The 21,118-nt window shown below is 66.4% G+C and carries 20 protein-coding genes; 16 read left to right on the top strand and 4 right to left on the bottom strand.

The features are described from left to right. Window positions 1-24: 24 nt before the first annotated feature. The 8 genes from AC1D3B_RS01700 to AC1D3B_RS01735 all read left to right on the top strand — a co-directional run bounded on the left by AC1D3B_RS01700 (window position 25) and on the right by AC1D3B_RS01735 (window position 7,638). Window positions 25-2,967 (top strand): monovalent cation/H+ antiporter subunit A, encoded by a 2,943-nt coding sequence (locus tag AC1D3B_RS01700; RefSeq protein ID WP_478188918.1) that lies wholly within the window; start codon window positions 25-27, stop codon window positions 2,965-2,967. Beyond that, on the top strand, window positions 2,967-3,320 hold the full coding sequence (locus AC1D3B_RS01705) for a Na+/H+ antiporter subunit C (RefSeq protein ID WP_478188919.1): 354 nt from the start codon (window positions 2,967-2,969) through the stop codon (window positions 3,318-3,320). Before AC1D3B_RS01700 ends, AC1D3B_RS01705 begins: the two co-directional genes overlap by 1 nt. Then, the gene (locus tag AC1D3B_RS01710) at window positions 3,317-5,017 is read left to right on the top strand and encodes a monovalent cation/H+ antiporter subunit D (RefSeq protein WP_478188920.1); all 1,701 of its coding nucleotides are present in this window, start codon (window positions 3,317-3,319) and stop codon (window positions 5,015-5,017) included. The genes AC1D3B_RS01705 and AC1D3B_RS01710 overlap by 4 nt, the downstream gene beginning before the upstream one ends. After that, window positions 5,014-5,508, top strand: coding sequence for a Na+/H+ antiporter subunit E (locus tag AC1D3B_RS01715; protein WP_478188921.1), 495 nt, complete (start codon window positions 5,014-5,016; stop codon window positions 5,506-5,508). The genes AC1D3B_RS01710 and AC1D3B_RS01715 overlap by 4 nt, the downstream gene beginning before the upstream one ends. Continuing rightward, entirely contained in the window at window positions 5,505-5,783 is a 279-nt protein-coding gene (locus AC1D3B_RS01720) for a K+/H+ antiporter subunit F (RefSeq protein ID WP_478188922.1), read from the top strand. The genes AC1D3B_RS01715 and AC1D3B_RS01720 overlap by 4 nt, the downstream gene beginning before the upstream one ends. Window positions 5,784-5,799: 16 nt before the next feature. Further along, window positions 5,800-6,159: a monovalent cation/H(+) antiporter subunit G gene (gene mnhG / locus AC1D3B_RS01725; RefSeq protein ID WP_478188923.1), complete on the top strand. Its 360-nt coding sequence runs from the start codon at window positions 5,800-5,802 to the stop codon at window positions 6,157-6,159. A 133-nt stretch (window positions 6,160-6,292) separates the two neighbouring features. Then, window positions 6,293-7,123 (top strand): alpha/beta fold hydrolase, encoded by an 831-nt coding sequence (locus AC1D3B_RS01730; RefSeq protein WP_478188924.1) that lies wholly within the window; start codon window positions 6,293-6,295, stop codon window positions 7,121-7,123. A 107-nt stretch (window positions 7,124-7,230) separates the two neighbouring features. Then, the gene (locus tag AC1D3B_RS01735; protein ID WP_478188925.1) at window positions 7,231-7,638 is read left to right on the top strand and encodes a hypothetical protein; all 408 of its coding nucleotides are present in this window, start codon (window positions 7,231-7,233) and stop codon (window positions 7,636-7,638) included. Here AC1D3B_RS01735 and AC1D3B_RS01740 read toward each other — a convergent pair. Together AC1D3B_RS01740 and AC1D3B_RS01745 are read right to left on the bottom strand one after the other, a co-directional pair. Then, on the bottom strand, window positions 7,632-10,433 hold the full coding sequence (locus AC1D3B_RS01740) for an ATP-binding protein (protein ID WP_478188926.1): 2,802 nt from the start codon (window positions 10,431-10,433) through the stop codon (window positions 7,632-7,634). The two genes, AC1D3B_RS01735 and AC1D3B_RS01740, sit on opposite strands and share 7 nt — an antisense overlap. Continuing rightward, window positions 10,426-11,571, bottom strand: coding sequence for an FUSC family protein (locus tag AC1D3B_RS01745; RefSeq protein ID WP_478188927.1), 1,146 nt, complete (start codon window positions 11,569-11,571; stop codon window positions 10,426-10,428). The genes AC1D3B_RS01740 and AC1D3B_RS01745 overlap by 8 nt, the downstream gene beginning before the upstream one ends. Window positions 11,572-11,641: 70 nt before the next feature. Here AC1D3B_RS01745 and AC1D3B_RS01750 point away from each other — a divergent pair, with 70 nt between their 5' ends. Further along, window positions 11,642-12,196, top strand: a complete 555-nt coding sequence (locus AC1D3B_RS01750) for a DedA family protein (RefSeq protein ID WP_478188928.1) — start codon at window positions 11,642-11,644, stop codon at window positions 12,194-12,196. 19 nt (window positions 12,197-12,215) lie between these two features. On the opposite strand, the gene AC1D3B_RS01755 is transcribed toward AC1D3B_RS01750, so the two are convergent. Next, window positions 12,216-13,553 carry an MFS transporter gene (locus AC1D3B_RS01755; protein ID WP_478188929.1) on the bottom strand — a complete coding sequence of 446 codons (1,338 nt, stop codon included), beginning with the start codon at window positions 13,551-13,553 and terminating at the stop codon, window positions 12,216-12,218. Between the two features lie 144 nt (window positions 13,554-13,697). On the opposite strand from AC1D3B_RS01755, the gene cyoA reads away from it, so the two are divergent. Genes cyoA through AC1D3B_RS01790 form a run of 7 tightly spaced genes read left to right on the top strand, consistent with a single transcriptional unit; the run spans window position 13,698 to window position 20,468 of the window. Continuing rightward, on the top strand, window positions 13,698-14,762 hold the full coding sequence (cyoA, locus tag AC1D3B_RS01760) for a ubiquinol oxidase subunit II (RefSeq protein ID WP_478188930.1): 1,065 nt from the start codon (window positions 13,698-13,700) through the stop codon (window positions 14,760-14,762). Between the two features lie 2 nt (window positions 14,763-14,764). Further along, window positions 14,765-16,768 carry a cytochrome o ubiquinol oxidase subunit I gene (cyoB, locus tag AC1D3B_RS01765; protein WP_478188931.1) on the top strand — a complete coding sequence of 668 codons (2,004 nt, stop codon included), beginning with the start codon at window positions 14,765-14,767 and terminating at the stop codon, window positions 16,766-16,768. Then, window positions 16,761-17,402: a cytochrome o ubiquinol oxidase subunit III gene (gene cyoC / locus AC1D3B_RS01770; RefSeq protein ID WP_478188932.1), complete on the top strand. Its 642-nt coding sequence runs from the start codon at window positions 16,761-16,763 to the stop codon at window positions 17,400-17,402. The genes cyoB and cyoC overlap by 8 nt, the downstream gene beginning before the upstream one ends. Then, on the top strand, window positions 17,399-17,806 hold the full coding sequence (gene cyoD / locus AC1D3B_RS01775) for a cytochrome o ubiquinol oxidase subunit IV (RefSeq protein WP_478188933.1): 408 nt from the start codon (window positions 17,399-17,401) through the stop codon (window positions 17,804-17,806). The genes cyoC and cyoD overlap by 4 nt, the downstream gene beginning before the upstream one ends. Then, window positions 17,803-18,588 carry an SURF1 family protein gene (locus AC1D3B_RS01780; protein WP_478188934.1) on the top strand — a complete coding sequence of 262 codons (786 nt, stop codon included), beginning with the start codon at window positions 17,803-17,805 and terminating at the stop codon, window positions 18,586-18,588. The genes cyoD and AC1D3B_RS01780 overlap by 4 nt, the downstream gene beginning before the upstream one ends. Beyond that, window positions 18,581-19,942 (top strand): ATP-binding protein, encoded by a 1,362-nt coding sequence (locus tag AC1D3B_RS01785; protein WP_478188935.1) that lies wholly within the window; start codon window positions 18,581-18,583, stop codon window positions 19,940-19,942. The genes AC1D3B_RS01780 and AC1D3B_RS01785 overlap by 8 nt, the downstream gene beginning before the upstream one ends. After that, window positions 19,932-20,468 (top strand): response regulator transcription factor, encoded by a 537-nt coding sequence (locus tag AC1D3B_RS01790; protein WP_478188936.1) that lies wholly within the window; start codon window positions 19,932-19,934, stop codon window positions 20,466-20,468. Before AC1D3B_RS01785 ends, AC1D3B_RS01790 begins: the two co-directional genes overlap by 11 nt. Before the next feature lie 6 nt (window positions 20,469-20,474). Here the strand turns inward: AC1D3B_RS01790 and AC1D3B_RS01795 are convergent, their stop codons facing one another. Further along, complete coding sequence (locus tag AC1D3B_RS01795) at window positions 20,475-21,032, bottom strand: GAF domain-containing protein (RefSeq protein WP_478188937.1); 558 nt, start codon at window positions 21,030-21,032, stop codon at window positions 20,475-20,477. Between the last annotated feature and the right edge of the window lie 86 nt (window positions 21,033-21,118).

Here is a 21,118-nt window from a genome sequence, read left to right on the forward strand (position 1 = left end):
GGGCGGTCGATAGAATCGATCGCGATGCCCCTTGTCCTCCTCGTCGCCCTTCCCTTCATCGCCAGCGTGCTCGCGGCCCTGCTGCCGTCCGACGCGCGCAACCGGGAATCGACACTGGCCGGCCTGGTCGCACTGGGATGCGCGATTCAGGCAGCGTGGTTCTTTCCGGAGCTCGCGCACGGCAACGTGATCCGGCAGGAGATCCAGTGGCTGCCCGGACTCGGCCTAGATCTTTCCTTCCGCATGGACGGCTTCGCGTGGCTGTTCTGCATGCTGGTGCTGGGCATCGGCGCGCTGGTGGTGCTCTATGCGCGCTACTACATGTCGGCCTCAGATCCGGTACCGCGCTTCTTCTCGTTTCTCCTTGCCTTCATGGGCGCGATGATGGGCGTGGTGCTCTCGGGCAACCTCGTGCAGATGGTGCTGTTCTGGGAGCTGACGAGCCTGTTCTCCTTCCTGCTGATCGGCTACTGGCACCACCGGCGCGATGCGCGGCGCGGCGCCAGCATGGCACTCGTGATCACCGGTGCGGGCGGCCTGTGCCTGCTGGCCGGCGTGCTGATCCTGGGGCGCATCGTCGGCAGCTACGAACTCGACGTGGTGCTCGCTTCGGGCGACCTGGTCCGCGCGCATCGGCTCTACCCCGTCGCACTCGTGCTGGTGCTGCTCGGCGCCTTCACAAAGAGCGCCCAGTTCCCCTTCCACTTCTGGCTGCCGCGCGCCATGGCCGCCCCGACACCCGTCTCGGCCTATCTGCATTCGGCAACGATGGTGAAGCTCGGCGTGTTCCTGATGGCGCGCCTGTGGCCGGTACTCTCCGGCACCGAGCAATGGTTCTGGCTCGTGGGCGGCGCGGGCGCCATCACGCTGCTGCTCGGCGGCTACGTGGCGATGTTCCAGCGCGACCTCAAGGCGCTGCTGGCCTACTCGACCATCTCGCACCTCGGGCTCATCACGCTGCTGTTCGGACTCAACAGTCCCCTCGCGGCCGTCGCGGCGGTCTTCCACATCATGAACCACGCGACCTTCAAGGCATCGCTGTTCATGGCGGCGGGCATCATCGACCACGAAAGCGGCACGCGCGACATCCGCAAGCTCAGCGGCCTGCTCAAGCTGATGCCGATGACCGGCACGCTGGCGATCATCGCGAGTGCGTCGATGGCCGGCGTGCCCTTGCTCAACGGCTTCCTGTCGAAGGAGATGTTCTTCGCAGAGACCGTCTTCATCGAGTCGTCGCCGTGGGTCAACCGAAGCCTGCCGGTCATCGCTACCATCGCCGGCATCTTCAGCGTTGCCTACTCGGCGCGCTTCGTGTTCGACGTGTTCTTCGGCCCGCCCTGCGGCCCTCCGGACGTGCCGAAGCAGCCGCACGAGCCGCCGCACTGGATGCGCGTGCCGGTCGAGTTGCTGGTTCTGATCTGCCTGGTGGTCGGCATCGCGCCGGCATGGTCGGTGGGCGCGTTCCTCGCCACGGCCGCCACGCCTGTGGTCGGCGGCGAACTGCCAGCGTACAGCCTCGCCTTGTGGCATGGCTTCAATCTGCCGCTGCTAATGAGCTTCATCGCGCTGGCGGGCGGTGCGGCGCTCTACCTGCTCCAGCGACGCAGCCGCGCGCGCGGGGCGCTCGAGCGCACGCCGCTATTCCACGGCCTCGACGGCCAACGGGTGTTCGAGAACGTCCTCGCGCGACTCAGCGAGGCCGGACGTCGAAGCCGTCGCCTGCTGGGCACGCGGCGGCTGCAGACGCAGTTGCTGCTGCTCTTTGCGGTCGCGGTCGCGGGCGCGGGGGCGTCGCTCTGGTTCATGCCGGCCGCGCGAGGTTCGCGCGAGTTGCTGCCCTTCTCGACGATGTTCGCGATGACGTGGCTCATCGGCTGCGTCTGCGCGATCGCCGCGGCGTGGCAAGCCAAGTTCCATCGCCTCGCATCCCTGATGCTGACCTCGGCCGCCGGACTGGTGTGCTGCACCACCTACATCTGGTTCTCGGCGCCGGACCTCGCGTTGACCCAACTCGTGGTCGAAGTCGTGACGACGGTGCTGATCCTGCTCGGACTGCGATGGCTGCCGATGCGCACCGCGAAGCCGGAGCCCATCCGCGCGCTGCTGCGACCATGGGGACGCCGCGGACGCGACCTGGTCGTGGCCACCGCAGCCGGCGCCGGCATGGCCGCGATCGCGTGGACCGTCATGACCCGGCCGTTCCCGGAGAGCATCTCGCCGTTCTTCCTCGACAACGCCTTGTTCCTGGGCGGAGGAACCAACGTGGTCAACGTGATGCTCGTCGACTTCCGCGGCTTCGACACCTTGGGCGAGATCACCGTGCTGGGCGTCGTCGCGCTCACGGTGTATGCGCTGCTGCGGCGCTTCCGCCCGGCGCCCGAATCGATGGCACTGCCCCTGCAGCAGCGCATACAGCCCGACGACGGCATCAGCGACCTGCTCAATCCGCGCCGCGCGAAGGACACCGCGGTCGGCTATCTCATGGTGCCCGCCGTGCTGGTCCGGCTGCTGCTGCCGCTGTCGGTCCTGGTGTCGGTCTATTTCTTCATGCGCGGCCACAACCAGCCGGGCGGCGGCTTCGTCGCGGGGCTGGTGATGTCGGTCGCCCTGCTGCTGCAGTTCATCGTCTCAGGCACCGAGTGGGTCGAAGAGCACCTGCGCATCTATCCGCGGCGCTGGATCGCGATCGGGCTGATGCTCGCGCTGGCCACCGGTGGCGGGGCCGTGGTGCTGGGCTACCCCTTCCTCACCACGCACACCGCGCATTTGCACCTGCCGCTGCTGGGCGAAGTGCACGTGCCCAGCGCGCTGTTCTTCGACATCGGCGTGTTCTCGCTGGTGCTGGGCGCGACCATGCTGATCCTCACCTCGCTCGCCCACCAATCGATCCGCAGTCACCGCTGGGTGGACGAGCAGGCCGAAAAGGAAGCGGAGCGCCTCGCGGCCGAAGCGGAGGGAGCGGGCTGATGGAAATCGTCCTCGCCATCGCCATCGGCGTCCTCACAGGCTCGGGCGTGTTCCTCGTGCTGCGTCCCCGCACCTTCCAGGTGATCATGGGCCTCACGTTGATCTCCTATGCGGTCAATCTCTTCATCTTCAGCATGGGCCGCCTGAAGGTCGACAGCGAGCCGGTGCTGATCCCCGGCTTCACGGCCACGCTCGCCAACACGGCGGACCCCATGCCGCAGGCGCTGGTGCTCACGGCGATCGTGATCGGCTTCGCGATGACCGCGCTGTTCCTGGTCGTGCTGCTGGCCTCGCGCGGGCTCACCGGCACCGACCATGTCGATGGCCAGGAACGGCGGGGGCAGCAGGAATGACCGACATGTCCCACCTGCTCGACCGGCTGCTCGAATTCAGCATGCCGCACCTGGTGGCCGTGCCGATCCTGGTGCCGATGCTGACGGCCGCGCTGATGCTGATGCTCGGCGAGCACCGCCGCCGCACCAAGTCCGCCCTCAGCGTGGTGTCGGGCCTGATCGGCCTGCTGACCGCGCTCGCGCTGTTGCACTGGGTGAATGCGGCGGACACCGGCAGCGGGCCCGGCTCGATCGGTGTCTACCTGCCGGGCAACTGGCGCGCGCCCTTCGGCATCGTGCTGGTGGCGGACCGGCTCTCGACCATGATGGTCGCGCTCACCGGCGTGGTGGCGTTCGCGGCGTCCATCTATTCGACCTCGCGCTGGGACCGCGCGGGGGTGCACTTCCACCCGTTGCTGCAACTCCAGCTCATGGGACTGAACGGCGCCTTCCTGACGGGCGACCTCTTCAACCTCTTTGTCTTCTTCGAGGTGATGCTGGCCGCGTCCTATGGCCTGCTGCTGCATGGCTCCGGGCGCCTGCGCGTGCAGGCCGGCCTGCACTACCTGGCGATCAACCTGGCCGCGTCGTCGCTGTTCCTGGTCGGCGCCGCGCTGCTCTATGGCGTGACGGGCACGCTCAACATGGCCGATCTCGGCGTGCGCATCGCGCAGCTTGGGCCTGCCGACCGCGGACTGGTCCATGCTGCGGCTGCCATCCTCGCGACGGCCTTCTTCGCCAAGGCCGGCGCATGGCCGCTCAACTTCTGGCTGGTTCCGGCCTATAGCGCCGCCGTGTCGCCGGTGGGCGCCGTGTTCGCGCTGCTGACCAAGCTGGGCATCTACACCATCCTGCGGTTGTGGACCCTGCTGTTCGCGCCCGACACCGGGGCATCCGCACAGTTCGGCCAGTGGGTGCTGGTCACGGTCGGCCTCGCCACGCTGTTCGTCGCGGCGCTCGGCATCCTCGGGACGCAACGGCTGTCCAATCTCGCCGGCTTCAGCGTACTGGTCTCGGCCGGCACCTTGCTGGCAGCCATCGGCTTCGGCCAGCCGGCCATGTGGGCGGGCGCGCTCTATTACCTGCTGAGCTCGACGCTGGCGGCGAGCGCATTCTTCCTGCTGATCGACATGATCGAGCGTTGGCGCAACGCCGGCATGAGCATCGCGCCGCACGAGGCGGCGGGCGATGCGCCCTTCCTGTCGGAGGACCTGCAGCGTCTCGACGACGTGAACCTCGACGACGATGCGCAGGCGCTCTACGGGCGCGCCATTCCGGCCGGCGTGGCCTTTCTCGGCCTCAGCTTCGTCGGCTGCACGCTGCTGCTCACGGGCCTGCCGCCGTTGTCCGGCTTCGTCGGCAAGTTCGCGATGCTGTCGAGCCTGCTGGGCGCCGAACACGTCTCGCCGGCCGGATGGGCCTTCATGGTGCTGCTGCTCGTCTCGGGCTTCCTCACCTTGCTGGCCTTGGGCCGCACCGGCATCCGTCATTTCTGGACCCAGACGCATGCGACCATGCCCGCGCTGCCTGCGCTCGAAGTGCTGCCGGTCGCAGCGCTGCTCGCGGCCTGCTTCGCGTTGACCTGGGAGGCAGGGCCCGTGATGCAGCACGCCGCCGCCACCGCCGAAGGGCTGCGTTCACCGACCGCCTATCGCGAAGCGGTGCTCGGCGCCCGGCAGGTCCCCAGCCCCGCGCCCAAGCCTGGAGCCGCGAAATGAAGCGCTGGATACCGTCGCCGCCGCTTTCGATGGGACTCTTCGTCGTCTGGCTGCTGCTGAACCAGGCGCTGGACGCGGCGACGCTCCTGGTCGCGGCGATCTTCGCCATCGTGGTGCCGCTGCTGACCCAGTCGCTGCGTCCGGCGCGATCGCTGAAGATACGCCGGCCGGGCCTGGCGCTGCGGCTCAGCGGCGTCGTCCTCTACGACCTGGTGCATTCGGCGCTCACGGTGGCGCGCCTGCTGCTCACCCGACGAAACGCCAGCATGACGCCGCGTTTCGTCCGCGTGCCGCTCGAGATGCGCGACCCCAACGCACTGGCGGCGCTGGCGATGATCCTGTGTCTCACGCCAGGCACTGCCTGGGGCGAAATCTCCTTCGACCGGTCGAGCCTGCTGATCCATGTCTTCGACGTGGAAGACGAACAGGCCTTCATCGCCATGATCAAGTCGCGCTATGAGCGCCCGCTGATGGAGATCTACGAACCATGACCCCGATCCTCTTCTGGGCGCTCAAGTTCGCGCTGCTGCTGCTGGCGGTGGCCATGCTGTGCGCCGTCACGCGATTGCTCATCGGCCCCACCGCGCAGGACCGCGTGATGGCGCTGGACTGCCTCTACATCAACGGCATGCTCATGATGCTGGTGCTCGGCATCGTGTATGCGAGCAACGTGTACTTCGAGGCCGCGATGCTGATCGCGCTGTTCGGCTTCGTGGGTTCGACCGCCCTGGCGAAGTTCCTGCTGCGCGGCGAGGTGATCGAATGATGCCGGGAGCAAGGTCATGAACGATTTCATCGTAGGCCCGCTGCCGCTCTGGGCGGAGATCCTGACCGCGGTGTTCGCGGTGATCGGCGCGGCGTTCGCTGCCATCGGCTCGTTCGGACTGGTTCGCCTTCCCACCTTCTTCCGCCGCATCCATGCACCGACGCTGGGCGCCACGGTCGGCGTGTGGTGCACCACGATCGCCACGATCGTCTACTTCTCGGTGCAGGGCGGCAGCCTCTTCCTGCACGCTTCGCTGATCGCTCTCTTCGTTGCGCTGACCGCGCCGGTGACGACGATCTTCCTGATGCGCGCTGCACTATTCCGGGAACGTCAGAAAGGCGGCGACGTTCCCTCGCCCGATCGCGCACGGACGTAGCGTGCTTTCGCAGGGTCTCCTCCTCGTCCATCGGTATAGGTTCGACCGGTCCCAATGGGCCTACCGCCCCCCGGTCGCCGGGGGGAGCATCTGATCGGCACAAGCCGCTGATCGGACGCTGATCGGAATACCCATGGCAGGCATCCTTGTCGGACGCGAAAACTCCAGGCCCATCGAGCTTCACTACGATGACCAAGGCACGGGGCCGCCCGTCGTGCTCATCCACGGCTGGCCGCTGGGCAGCGATTGCTGGGAGAAGCAGACGCATGCCTTGCTCGACGCCGGTCATCGCGTCATCGCCTACGACCGCCGGGGCTTCGGCCGGTCGAGCCGCACCGTCAGCGGATACGACTACGACACCCTCGCCGAAGACCTCGACCGCCTGCTGAAAGTGCTGGATCTGCGCGACGCCGCGCTCGTCGGCTACGGCATGGGCGCCGGCGAAGTCACGCGCTATCTCGGAACCTTCGGGTCGGACCGCGTGAGCCGGGCAGTGTTGGTCGCCGCCCTGCCGCCGCTTCTCTTCAAGGCCAACGACGCCTCCGACGGACTCGATCGAAGCAGCCTCGAAGACATGCGCACCGCACTGGGCAAGGACCGCCCCGCGTTCCTCAGGACCTTCCTCGAACAGGCCCACAACTTCGACGCTCTCGCCGGCACGCTCGTGAGCGAAGAGAGCATTCGCGCCAACTGGCAGTTCGCGCTCCATACCTCCGCCACCGGCGCGTTCGAAGGACTTGCTGCGTGGCTGACTGACTTTCGGGACGACTTGCGTCGCATCGACGTGCCGACGCTGGTCATCCACGGCGACGCCGATCGCGTGTATCCCGTGCAGCTTACCGGGCTGCCCTTGTCGCAAGGCATCGAGGGCGCTCGCCTGGTGGTCCTGCAAGATGCTCCGCATGGCCTGCTCTGGACCCATGCGCAGGAAGTGAATGCGGAACTGATCCGGTTCCTGGCCTGAGGTATTGGCCGCCAGGCATAGTCCCCATTCCTACCCAGGGCGCTTGGCCTCCGCGGCGCGAAGGAGGATCATGCAACGCTTGTTCGATGTTTTTGCGGAGTTTCCAGATGAAGAAGGTTCTTGCTTTGACTGTCGCTTTGGCCGTCGGTGAACTGCTCGCCCTTGGCGCGCACGCACAGGTGATGGGCACCGACGACAAGGCCGCTGCCCGCACCGAGCGCAGGATCGAAGGCTCGGAAGCCGCTCGCGGACCACAGATCGGCGAAGGCCAGCCGATTCCCGCCCCCGCGCCGAAGACCACCGCCAGCCAACGTTCCGCCGCCCGCGCCGAGCGCAGGATAGTCGGGGCCGAAGCGGCCCGGGGCCCTCAGCTGGGCGAAGGCGATCCCATCCCGCAGGCCGAGCCCAAGGTGTCGAGCACCGAACGCTCCTCGGCCCGCAAGTCGCGCAGGTCGACGGCCGCGCAGGCCAACAAGTCCGGCGAGATCAAGTCCAAGGGCGAGCAGAGCTACTGAGGCGGAAGCGGCGCCCACTGCGCCAGCAAGGCATCGGCCGCCTGCAGGTCCGTCGTGCCGAAGCCCTCGGTGAAGCGCGCCCTCACCGATCCGAGCAACGCGCACGCCGCTGCCACCTGCCCCTGCTCGTTCCACAGGCGGCCGAGGCTGGTCGCGGTGCGCAATTCCCACGACAGCGCACCCTGGCGGCGCGCCAGTTCGATCGATCGCTGGAAGAGCGCTTCCACATCGCTCGACGCGGCACCACGGGCCTTCAGGTTTTCGCCATGCGCCCGGAGGATCTCCGGCGCGCACCACCCGACACTGCCGCTGTCGACGCGCTCGACACTCCCGAGACCGACCTGCGCCGCGACGATCGTGCAGAGCATGTCCGACTGCTTGTGGTCCGAGGCAGGAACGACGGGCGTTCGATGCGCCATCGCCCGTTCGTAGTTTTGCGCCCACGATTGCCAGTATTCGAGCGCGTATTTGGTGGATTGCTCGCGCAATGCCTGGGTCATGCGCCGCGCGGCGGCGATGTCACCCGACCAAAGCGCCACCGGGCATGCCGCCCATGCCAGCGCATGGCAGACGCCAAAGGCGACGTCGGACAGCGCGAACTCCAGGGCTTCGCCGGCCATGTCCGCGGCCTGTTCCGGATACCCCTCGATCCACAGGATGCGCGACAGGACGATGCGCATCGACACCCGGCGATCCACCGACGGGAGCTTGCTCTTCGCGAACTGGAGCCGCTCCAGCGGGCGGTCCAGCACGCGCCCGGCGTAGTCGCGCGCCGTCGCATGGTTGCCGAGGCAATGCTGTGTCTGGGCCAGCATCCGGTCGGTGACCAGCACCGCCACCGCGTCGGCATCGGCCTTGGCCGCAGCGGCCATCATGTCGGCCACGCGAAGGGACTCGGCATAGTCCGCGGAAGTGAAGGCGCCCAGCCACAGGCCGAACAGCGATTCGATCTTGTGCTGCGTCTGCCCGGTCTGTTCCGCCAGTTCGAAGGCACGGCGGAACGCGCGCATCGCCACGTCGTGCTCGCCACGCGTCTGGTCCGCGAAGGCGCCGAGAACCACGTTCAGGCGAAGCTCCACCAGGGGCTGCGGCGTTTCGAGGCACGCAATGTCGCTGAGCGCACGCTCGACGCGAACACGGTATTCATCGAGCAGCGACAGCTGATGCGCCAGCGACGTTGATGCCTCCGTCAGTCGCACGCCGAGTGCGGGATCACCGGCAAGTGAAAAGGCCCAGTCCAGGGCGGCGCGCACCTCGTCGATCAGCCGGCCGTAGGTCGCCAGCCATTGCGCGCGCACCGTCGCCGGCGAATCGACGTCCGTGGCGACGAGCAGTTCGCAGAGGTGCTCCGCGTGCCTGCGGCTGATCTTCGGCCCCTCGTCGCTGCGGAACAGCTTCTCCAGCGCATACGTCCGCGTGGTGTCGAGCAGCCGGTACCGGGTGACTTCGTCGTTCACATCCACCGTGACGAGCGACTTGGCGGCCAGCGCGGTGAGATCACCAAGCACATCGACGGCACCAAAGTCGCTGTCGACCGCGACTGCGCCCGCCGATTCGAGTGTGAAGCCGCCCTTGAAGACCGCGAGGCGCCGCAGCGTGACCCGCTCGCTGTCGGACAGCAGTTCATAGCTCCAGTCGAGCAGGGCACGCAAGGTCTGGTGCCGCGCCAGCACCGTGCGGCGACCGCTGGTCAGGAGCCGGAAGCGGTCGTCCAGCCGCGCAACGAGTTCACGGATGCCGAAGAAGCCCACACGCGCCGCGGCCAGTTCGATCGCCAGCGGAAGTCCGTCGAGCCTGCGGCACAGTTCCCCAGCCAGCGGCGCATCTGCGTCGGTCAGTTCGAAGCTGTCCAGCGTCGCCACGGCGCGTTCGACGAAGAGTTGGACGGCCGGGAACCCCATGGCTGCGGCCGCGCTGAGATGGACCGATTCCGGCGGTGCCGCCAGGGCGGCCAGCCGGACCACGCGCTCACCCTCGGCCCGGAGCGGCTCGCGGCTTGTCGCGAGGAGATGGATGCCGGGCGCTGACTTGAGCACGCGCACCGCGAGCGCGGCGGCAGCCTCGATCACGTGCTCGCAGTTGTCGAGCACGATCAGCAGGCGCTTGTCCCGCAGATGCGTGACCAGCCCCGAGACCGGATCGTCGATGGCCACCGAGACATCGAGCGCCGCGGCCAGCGCGCTCGGCACCAGTCGCGGATCCGCGAGCAGCGCGAGGTCGACGAAGCGGGCGCCATGCGGGTAGCTTGCCAGCGTGTCCTCCGCCACCGCGAGCGCCAGCGTGGTCTTGCCCATGCCGCCAGGGCCCACCACGCTGACGAAACGATGACGCGGCAGTGCTTCCGCCAGCGATTCGACAAACTGGGAGCGACCGATCATGCGGGTGAGGCGCACGGGCAGGTTGTGGTTCGGCCGGTCGGCCGGGGCGGGCGATTCGCTCGCGGCGATGCGCTCCGAAGGTCGGAAAACCGGTGCGACGAAGCAGTAGCCCCGGCCCGGCACGTTGGTGATGTAGCGCAGGCCTTCCTGGCCGTCGCCGAGCGCCCGGCGCAGGGCGGCGATGTGCACGCGCAGGCTGTTTTCCTCCACGACCGTGTCCGGCCAGGCATGGGCGATCAGTTCGTCCTTGCTCACGACGTCGCCCGCCCGTTCGGCCAGGACGGTCAGGATGTCGAAGGCGCGGCTGCCCAGGCGCAGCGGCTTGTCGCCTTCGAGCAGCAACTTCTGGGAGCGCACGAGGCGGAAAGGGCCGAAATGCAGGGCGCTCTCGATGATGGGCTGGAGGACTTCAGTCATGGAATGTGTGCGGCAGGGTGCGGGCCGCGGCCTTCCTGATCAGGCTCGAAGCGCAAAGGACCAGAGAGAGCGAGACGATACCCGCGAACACACCGCCCAGGCGCAGCAATGCGGGCCCATCGTCCACGGTCCACCCCCCGTCCTGCACGAACACCATCAGGAAGGCGACGCTGAACTGCACGGCCATGTACCGGACGCTGACGTCACCGGCCTGCAGATACGCGCCCAGCCACACCCCGATGCCCAGCACGAGCTGGCACCACAACGGTTTTTGCTCGATCAGCGGCAGCAAGGCGAACGCGATCGCGCCCGCGAGCAGGCATCCGGCGAAGCGCTGCACCATGCGCTTCGTCACCGAGGTCTGCGTTTCGGCGACGCTCGCGCCGATGGGAACGACGAGGACGGCGATCGCCGTCACGAGCGCCTGCGGAAACGCTCGCAGTTCCTGCAGCAGGACGAAGACGGCCAGCAGGGCGACCGCGCATGCGCCATGCAGTGCATGCAGCGCGGCGCTGCGACGGTCCGGATGCGCGGCTTGTGCCTGGACCGGCGAGGCCGCCGGTTCTGTCGTCGGGGGCGGTTGCTGTCGCCTGGCCAATGCCGCGATGAACCGGCGCTCGGTCAGGCCTGCGACGACGACACACGCCACAGTCCCGAGCATGATGTTGGCGACGCGCTCCAGCGCGAACCCGGCCAGGTCGGCTCGCAGGTTCAACGCCTCGCACATCACCATCACGAAGGTCACCAGGGCCAGGACCCACGCATAGCTGTGCTTGAACATCAGGGCTGCGAACAGCCCGGCCCATGCAGCAGCGGCAATCAACAGCACGAAAGCGACGGGATGCCCGGCCAGTGGCGGCCCCAGGACGAACCCGCTTGCCGCCCCGACCAGGGTGCCGACGATGCGCAGCACTCCCCGGTACAGCGACGCACCGACGCCCTCCTGCATGACGACGAATGCGCTGATCGCTGCCCACCACGCGTCGTGCAGTCCCAGCGCGTGCGCAGCGCTCACGGCCATCGCAACCGACAACACCGGCCGCAGCGCCTGCAGCGCGCGCGGGCTTCGAAACGAGAACGCCCTGGCTTCGCCGAGCACGCCGACGCCCATGTCGCGGATCACGGCAAAACGGCTCATGCGACCATTTTGGCGAACGTGGCCTGCACCATCCTGACAGGCACACGCGCCTGCCGGCATGATGGCGCGCATGCATCTTTCCGAACTGCTCCAGCAATATGGCTATGCCGCCGTCTTCCTCGCGGGGCTGTTCGAGGGCGAAACCATCCTCATGCTCGGCGCCTTCGCGGTGCACCAGGGCTATCTTTCGCTGCTGCCGCTGATCGCCTGCGGCGCCGCGGCGGCCTTCGTCACCGACCAGTTCTACTTCCACCTCGGGCGGCGGAAAGGCATGGACCTGCTGGTCGGTCGGCCGAAGCTCAAGGCCCACATTGCGCGCGTCGACGGGTTCGTGTCGCGTCATCCGGTGGCGACGATCTTCCTGATGCGGTTCGCATGGGGATTGCGCATCGCACTGCCGGCCACGCTGGGCATGGGCCGGATGTCAGCGACGGTCTATGCCGCGCTGGACGCGACGTCGGCCATCGTCTGGGCGACAGTGGTGAGCGTTTTCGGCATCAAGCTGACAGGGTGGGCCCACGCATGGGTCGGGCACCTGAGGCCGTACGAGCACAGGCTGATCATTGCCGCGCTCGTCATCACGCTGGCGGTCGCGCTGTTCAAGCAGTGGCGTTCCCGGCGATGAGCCGTGCCACCGCCCGGGCTCAGTCGCGGATTTCGAGCGCGCGGTTGACCCGGAGAGCAACGAGCGTGCAGACCGCGCCCGACAGCAAGTAGACGCTCACGTAGCCCAGCCCGAAGTTCGCAGACAAGCCAAGGGCCACCAGCGGCGCGAAGGCGGCGCCGACCAGCCATGCCAGGTCGGAGGTCAGTGCGGCGCCGGTGTAGCGGTACTTCGACTCGAAATTGGCGGTGACGGCACCGGCCGCCTGGCCGTACGACAGGCCCAGGAGCGCGAAGCCAAGCAGGATGAAGACGTCCTGACCGAGGCGGCCGCCATCGAGCAGCGTCGGAGCGAACCCGCTGAAGACCGCGATCAGCGCGGCAAGGCTGCCCAGCGTCTGACGTCGCCCCACACGGTCGGCGATGAGGCCCGAGGCAACGATGCCGATGGCTGCGATCACGGCGCCGATCATCTGGATCACCAGAAATTCCGTGATCGACTGGTTCGAATACAGGGTGATCCACGACAGAGGGAACACGGTGATCAGGTGGAACAGCGCATAGCTCGCCAGCGCCGCGAAGGCGCCGATGACGATGTTGTAGCCCTGCGACCGCGTCAGCTCGACCACGTTGGTCGGCTGCAGTTCGCGTGCCTCGAGCAGCCGGTCGTACTCGTTGGTCGACACCAGGCGCAGCCGGGCGAAGAGCGCGACCACGTTGATGGCAAACGCAACGTAAAAGGTGTAACGCCATCCCCAATCGAGGAAATCCTCGGTCGTCAGGCTGGAGTAGAGGTATGCGAAGAGCGCACTGGCCAGGAAAAACCCGACCGGCGCACCGAGCTGCCCGAGCATCGCGTACCAGCCGCGGCGGTTGGCCGGTGCGTTAAGCGCCAGCAGCGAGGGCAGGCCGTCCCACGAGCCGCCCAGCGCCAGGCCCTGCCCCACGCGCAGGATCGACAGCAGCACGATCGACGCGAAGCCCATGGTCGCGTAGCCCGGCAGGAAGGCCATCCCGGCGGTCGAGATGCCCAGCAGGAACAGCGCGATCGTCAGCTTGGCCTCGCGCCCGAAGCGGCGCTGCACGGCCATGGAGATCACCGTGCCGAAGGGCCGCGCAATGAACGCGAACGAGAAGATGACGAAGGCGAAGAGCGTGCCTTCGAGCCGGTTCTCGAACGGGAAGAACACCGCCGGGAAGACCAGGACCGAGGCGATCCCGTAGACGAAGAAGTCGAAGTATTCGGACGCGCGTCCGATGACCACGCCGACCGCGATCTCCGAAGGAGTGACGTGGGAGTGATCCGAATCGGAACCCTCGTGGAGGGTTTCGTGCAACGGGGACTCGGTGCTGGAGGGACTGATGCCGGACATCATCATTTCTGCTGTGGTTCGTATGTCATGTACATGACGAGCGTCTCACCGAATGAAGATTGCCGCCATAGGACAAAACGTCCAATATGCGGCACGCGCCAAAACAAGTAGATTGTGGTCTCTTTGCGCCTCCTACGCTCATCCTTCGGCATGCCTCCCCTCAAGAACCTTCGCGGACTGCTCCTGCTCCCGCTCGCCATGTTGGCGGGCTGCAACACGGTGGTGCTGAACGCGTCAGGCGACGTCGCCCGCCAGCAGGGCAACCTGATCGTCATCTCCACCGTCCTGATGCTGTTGATCATCGTGCCCGTCCTGGCACTGATCGCCTTCTTCTCCTGGAAGTACCGGCAATCCAACAAGGAAGCCAACTACTCGCCGGATTGGGACCATTCCACCGAACTCGAACTGGCCATCTGGGCGGCGCCCCTGCTGATCATCATCGCCCTGGGCGCGATCACCTGGATCAGCACGCACACGCTCGACCCCTACCGGCCCTTGCGTCGCATCGATGTCCAGCGCCCCGTGCCTGAAGGCACCAAGCCACTGACCGTCGAAGTCGTTGCGCTGGACTGGAAGTGGCTGTTCATCTATCCGGAGCAAGGCATCGCCACGGTAAACGAACTGGCCGCGCCGGTCGACCGCCCGATCGTCTTCAAGATCACCGCCTCGTCGGTCATGAACTCGTTCTTCATCCCGGCCCTGGCAGGTCAGATCTACGCCATGCCCGCCATGGAGACCAAGCTCAACGCCGTCATCAACGAGCCGGGCGAGTTCGAAGGCTTTTCCGCCAACTACAGCGGCGCAGGCTTTTCGGGCATGCACTTCAAGTTCCACGGCCTGAGCAACGCCGACTTCGACCAGTGGGTGCAAAAGGCCAAGGCAGGCGGCGGCGAGTTGAGCCGCGAGCGCTACACCGAGATCGAGCGCCCCAGCGAGCGCGATCCCGTGCAGCGCTTCGCCGCAGTCGCACCGGACCTGTATGACGCCATCCTCAATCGCTGCGTCGACAAGAGCAAGATGTGCATGAAGCAGATGATGGCCATCGACGCGAGTGGTGGCCTGAGCGGCCCGGTGGGCGCCTACAACATCACCACGAAGCCTTGGCAGGCAGACCAGAAGAATTCTCCGATCCGAACCTATGTCACGGCAATGTGCACGGTCGACGATCCCGCCGGCATGTCCATTCCGCGTAGCAACCTTCGCATCCAAGAGTAAAGATGCCTGACCATCCTGACCTGACGAGGCTCGTCTTCGGCCGCCTCACCTGGGACGCGATCCCATTCCATGAGCCGATCCTGCTGGTGACCTTCATCGCCGTGGCCATCGGCGGTGCGGCGATTCTTGCCGCGATCACCTACTTCCGGGTGTGGGGCACCCTGTGGCGCGACTGGATCACCAGCATCGACCACAAGAAGATCGGCATCATGTACATCATCCTCGGCCTGGTGATGTTGCTGCGCGGCTTCTCCGACGCGATCATGATGCGCGCCCAGCAGGCGATCGCCTTCGCCGACAACGCGGGCTTCCTGCCACCGCACCACTACGACCAGATCTTCACGGCGCACGGCGTGATCATGATCTTCTTCGTGGCGATGCCACTGGTCACCGGCATGATGAACTACGTCGTGCCGCTGCAGATCGGCGCACGCGACGTGGCCTTCCCCTTCCTGAACAACTTCAGCTTCTGGATGACCACCTTCGGCGCCGGCCTCGTGATGGCGTCGCTGTTCGTCGGCGAGTTCGCCCGCACCGGATGGCTCGCGTATCCGCCTCTGTCCGGACTTCAGTTCAGTCCGGACGTGGGGGTCGACTACTACATATGGTCCCTGCAGATCGCCGGGGTCGGCACCTTGCTGTCCGGCGTCAACCTGATCGCGACCATCGTGAAGATGCGCGCCCCGGGCATGACGCTGATGAAGATGCCGGTGTTCACCTGGACCGCGCTGGCCACCAACATCCTGATCGTTGCCGCATTTCCGGTGCTGACGGCCGTGCTCGCGCTGCTCTCGCTGGACCGCTACGTCGGCACGAACTTCTTCACCAACGACCTTGGCGGCAACGCCATGATGTACGTGAACCTGATCTGGATCTGGGGCCACCCGGAGGTGTACATCCTGATCCTGCCGGCCTTCGGCATCTTCTCCGAAGTGGTGGCGACCTTCTGCGGCAAGCGCCTCTTCGGCTACGCGTCGATGGTCTACGCCACGCTGGTGATCACCATCCTGTCGTACCTCGTGTGGCTGCACCACTTCTTCACGATGGGCTCCGGTGCCAGCGTGAACTCGTTCTTCGGGATCACCACGATGATCATCTCGATCCCGACGGGCGCGAAGATCTTCAACTGGCTGTTCACGATGTACAAGGGCCGCATCCGCTTCGAGCTGCCGATGATGTGGACCATCGCGTTCATGGTCACCTTCGTGATCGGCGGCATGACGGGCGTGCTCCTGGCGGTGCCGCCGGCCGACTTCGTTCTGCACAACAGCCTGTTCCTGATCGCGCACTTCCACAACGTGATCATCGGCGGCGTGCTGTTCGGCATGCTGGCCGGCATCACCTACTGGTTCCCCAAGGCCTTCGGCTACAAGCTCGATCCGTTCTGGGGCAAGTGCTCGTTCTGGTTCTGGGTCATCGGCTTCTACTTCGCATTCATGCCGCTCTACGTGCTGGGCCTGATGGGTGTCACACGTCGCGTGAGCCACTTCGAAGACCCGTCACTGGCGATCTGGTTCCAGATCGCCGCCTTCGGTGCCGTGCTGATCGCACTGGGCATCGCATCGCTCATCATCCAGTTCGTGGTGAGCTACATCCGCCGCGACCAGTTGCGCGACACCACGGGCGATCCGTGGGATGGCCGCACGCTCGAGTGGTCGACTTCCTCGCCGCCGCCCGCGTACAACTTCGCCTTCACGCCGCATGTGCATGACAACGATGCCTGGGCCGACATGAAGAAGCACCGCTACGTGCGTCCGGAGCAAGGCTTCATCCCGATCCACATGCCGAAGAACACCGGCGCGGGCTTCATCATCGCCGCGCTGGCGGCGGTCTGCGGCTTCGCGCTGATCTGGCACATGTGGCTGATCGCAGGCGCAGGCTTCGTCGCCATGCTGGCCGCCGTCATCATCCATACCTTCAACTACAAGCGCGACTACCACGTTCCGGTGGACGAGGTCGTCCGCACCGAAGGCGCCCGCACTCGTCTTCTGGCCGCCCATGTCTGACGTCACCGCCCTTTCCCCCCAAGGCGCCATCAGCGCCAATCCGAGCGCCCGCTACTACGTGAGCGGCGAGCACCATCCCGAGAACGGCACGCTGCTCGGGTTCTGGCTCTACCTGATGAGCGACTGCCTGGTGTTCGCCGCGCTGTTCGCGGTGTACGGCGTGCTCGGCCGCAGCTTTGCCGCGGGGCCTTCGGGTGCCGACCTGTTCGACCTGCGACTGGTCGCGCTCAACACCTCCCTGCTGCTGCTGTCGTCGATCACCTACGGCTTCGCGATGCTGGAGATGCAGCGCAACAAGATGCGCGCCACCCTGATCTGGCTCGTCGTCACCGGCCTGCTGGGTGCTGGCTTCATCGGCATCGAACTCTATGAATTCGCGCACATGATCCACGAAGGCGCAGGACCGCAACGCAGCGCGTTCCTCTCGTCGTTCTTCGCGCTGGTGGGCACGCACGGCCTCCACGTGAGCTTCGGCATCATCTGGCTCATCGTGTTGATGGCCCAGGTGACTCGCCACGGATTCATCCCCGAGAACCGCCGGCGCCTGATGTGCCTTTCCATGTTCTGGCACTTCCTGGACGTGGTCTGGATCGGCGTCTTCACCTTCGTGTACCTGATGGGGACACTGCCATGAGCACAAACACCGGAACACCTGCACACGGCGCCGACCACGGTGCGCACGACGACCACCACGACGACGGCGCGCCCCACGCCACCTTCAAGGGCTACATGACGGGCTTCGTGCTGTCGGTGATCCTGACGGCCATCCCGTTCTGGCTGGTCATGGGCAACGTGTTCAAGACACCCAGCACCACTGCGATGGTCATCCTCGCCTTCGCTGCCGTGCAGATCGTCGTGCACATGATCTACTTCCTGCACATGAACGCGAAGGCCGAGCATGGATGGTCGATGCTGGCGCTGATCTTCACGGTCGTGGTGGTCGGGATCACGCTGAGCGGCTCGTTGTGGGTGATGTATCACATGAACCACAACATGATGCCGGGCATGATGCCCGAAGACGCGCACAAGATGCCTTGACCCGGCACCGCTCCAGCGCCGCCCTCGTCGCGCTGGCGCTCTGCGCCCTCCTTGCCTTCACGGGATTCGTCGCGCTGGGCATCTGGCAAGTGGAGCGTCGCGCATGGAAGCTCGACCTCATCGCGCGGGTGGACCAGCGCGTGCACGGCCCGGCCGTCGCGCCGCCCTCGGCCGATCAATGGCCAAGGGTGAATGCGGCCGATGATGCGTATCGGCGCGTGCGCGTGACCGGCACCTTTCTCAACGATCGCGAAACCCTCGTCCAGGCCACCACCGAACTCGGCGCCGGCTATTGGGTATTGACGCCGCTGCGCACGGCCGACGGCAGCATCGTGCTGGTCAACCGCGGCTTCGTGCCACCCGAAGCACGGGAACGCGCGATGCGCCGCGCCACCGAGACAGAAGGCGAGTCGACCGTGACCGGGCTGTTGCGGGTCACGGAGCCTGGCGGCAGTTTCCTGCGCCGCAATGATCCGGTCGCGGACCGCTGGTACGCGCGCGATGTCCAGGCGATTGCGACGGCTCGCGGGCTCAGCGAGGTCGCCCCGTACTTCGTGGATGCCGAAGCCGCCCCACAGCGCCCCGACGCGGCCAAGGCCAACGCGCCTCGCGCGTGGCCGGCGGGCGGCCTGACGGTCATCAGCTTTCCGAACAACCATCTGGTGTACGCCTTCACCTGGTTCGCGCTCGCGCTGATGGTCGCCGCGGCCGCCGGCTATGTGGCGCGCGACGAGCGACGTCAACGCCAAGGGCGCATGGACGAAGATAGCGCGCATGACTGAAGTCACCGCGATCGCTCCGGTCCCCCGTTCCGATCTGGCCGGCGTCGCGAGCCAGGGCGACGCGACCGGCCTCAAGAACATGCAGCAGCTGATCCAGCTGCGCTGGATCGCCGTGGTCGGGCAGATCGCGACGATCCTCGTCGTGCATTTCGGCTTCGGGATCCGGCTGCCTCTCGATCAGATGCTCGCCGTGCTGGCATGTCTCGCCGCCTTCAACGCCGCCAGCCAGCTCCGCTGGCGTATCCACCGCGACGTGTCCAATGCCGAGCTGTTCGTCGCGCTGCTGGTGGACGTGGGCATGCTCACCGCGCAGCTCTATCTCAGCGGCGGCGCGACGAACCCGTTCGTGTTCCTCTACCTGCTGCAGGTCATCCTGGCGGCAGTGCTGTTGGAAGCCTGGTCGACGTGGACGATGGTGGGCGTGACCACGGCCTGCTTCGCCGGGCTGGCCCTTTTCTCCGGGCCGCTCGCGATTCCGCTCAACCACGACCACGGCCTGCTCAGCCCCTACATCCTCGGCGTGCTGATCTGCTTCGCGCTCATCGCGGCACTGCTGGTGGTCTTCATCACGCGGATCAGCCGCAACCTGCGCGGGCGCGATGCGCGATTGGCGGCCCTTCGCCAGCGCGCCGCCGAGGAGGAACACCTCGTCCGCATGGGCCTGCTGGCCTCCGGCGCCGCGCACGAACTGGGCACGCCGCTCGCGACGCTGGCGGTGATCCTCGGCGACTGGCAGCACCTGCCTCACTTCACCTCCGACCCGGAGCTGCTCGCCGAGGTCAGCGAAATGGAGGCGCAGGTGCAGCGCTGCAAGAGCATCCTGAGCGGCATCTTGCTGTCGGCCGGCGAAGCGCGCGGCGAAAACTCGGTGGAAACGACCGTCAGCACCTTTCTCGACGACCTGGTCGAAGAGTGGCGCGCCACGCGCCCGGCGATTTCCTTCACCTACGAGAACCGCTTCGGCCACGACTTGCCCATGGTTTCGGATTCGGCGCTGAAGCAGATGATCTGCAACGTGCTCGACAATGCCCTGGAGGCCTCTCCACGGTGGGTGGCCTTCGAGGTGGAACACGACGGCGACGACCTGACGCTGACCGTCACCGACGGCGGCCCCGGCTTCGCCACCGGGATGCTCGCGCAGTTCGGCAAGCCTTACCAGTCGACCAAGAGTCGACCCGGCGCCGGCCTGGGCCTGTTCCTGGTCGTCAACGTGGCGCGCACGCTGGGCGGCAAGGTCGAGGCACGCAACCGGCCGGAAGGCGGCGCCGCCGTGACGCTGACGCTGCCGCTGGCGGCGATCACCCTCGAAGAGGACGAGGTCGACGAAGAGGAAAGCGAAGGACATGGAAGCTGAACGACTGCTGCTCATCGTCGAGGACGACGCGGCTTTCGCGCGGACGCTCGGGCGCTCGTTCGAGCGACGCGGCTATACGGTGATGCTCGCCGCCAACCTGGACGAGGTCTCGGCCATCCTGAAGGAACACTCACCGGGCTATGCGGTCGTGGACCTCAAGCTCAATGGCGATGCTTCAGGGTTGGCCTGCGTGCATAAGCTCAACCAGCACGACCCGGCGATGCTGATCGTGGTCCTCACCGGCTTCGCGAGCATCGCCACCGCGGTCGAGGCCATCAAGCTCGGCGCCTGCCATTACCTGGCCAAGCCGTCGAACACTGACGACATCGAGGCCGCGTTCGGCAAGGCGGAAGGCGATGCCGAGGTCGAGCTGACCAACCGCTCCACGTCGATCAAGACGCTCGAATGGGAACGCATCCACGAAACCCTCGCGGAAACCGGCTTCAACATTTCGGAAACCGCGCGTCGACTGGGGATGCACCGGCGCACGCTGGCGCGCAAGCTCGTCAAGCAGCGCGTCAAGTAGACGGGATCAGGCCGGGCGCGTGACGTCGTGTCCGTCGGCTTGTGCCAGCAGCCGGGCGGTCGCCTGCGCCGCCATTTCCATGCGCTTCACGTCGCGCTCGTCGAGTTCGGCGCGGGGCTCGAAGCAGAATCCGCACAGGACGCCATAGAGGCTGCCGTCCGAAAACCGCACCGGCACCCCGATGTGCGCACCCAACCCGTCGTAGTAGTCGGGCAGGCCGTTGGCGATCCGCACGCTCTTGACGTCGGGCACCAGGCAGGGCATCCGCCCATCGACGATCCGCTGGCAGATGGTCTCCGCGAGCGGATGAAAATCCCCCGGCTGGACGATGGCCTCCAGCGCCTTGGCGGAAATCTGGCGGAACACCCGGTTCTGGTCCACGAATTCGCCAACGAAGATGACCTCGAGATTGAGCTGCTCGCGCACCACGCGCAAGAGACTCCCGATGCAGCGCTCGGTGAAGCTGCCGTCCGCACCGATGCCGGTCTCCGCCGTGATCGCGGCGATCCGGGATGCCCACTGCTCCAAGCCGTCGTGATCACCTTGGGATTGATTGCTCTTCAAAACTAATTTCCTTCGGAAGCGATCGTACGCCAGAGTGTCGGCGCTGTTGCGCAGACTTGTGCCGCGCTTCTGTGGATAACGTTGTG

It is taken from the genome of Variovorax sp. P5_A3 (assembly GCF_056400665.1).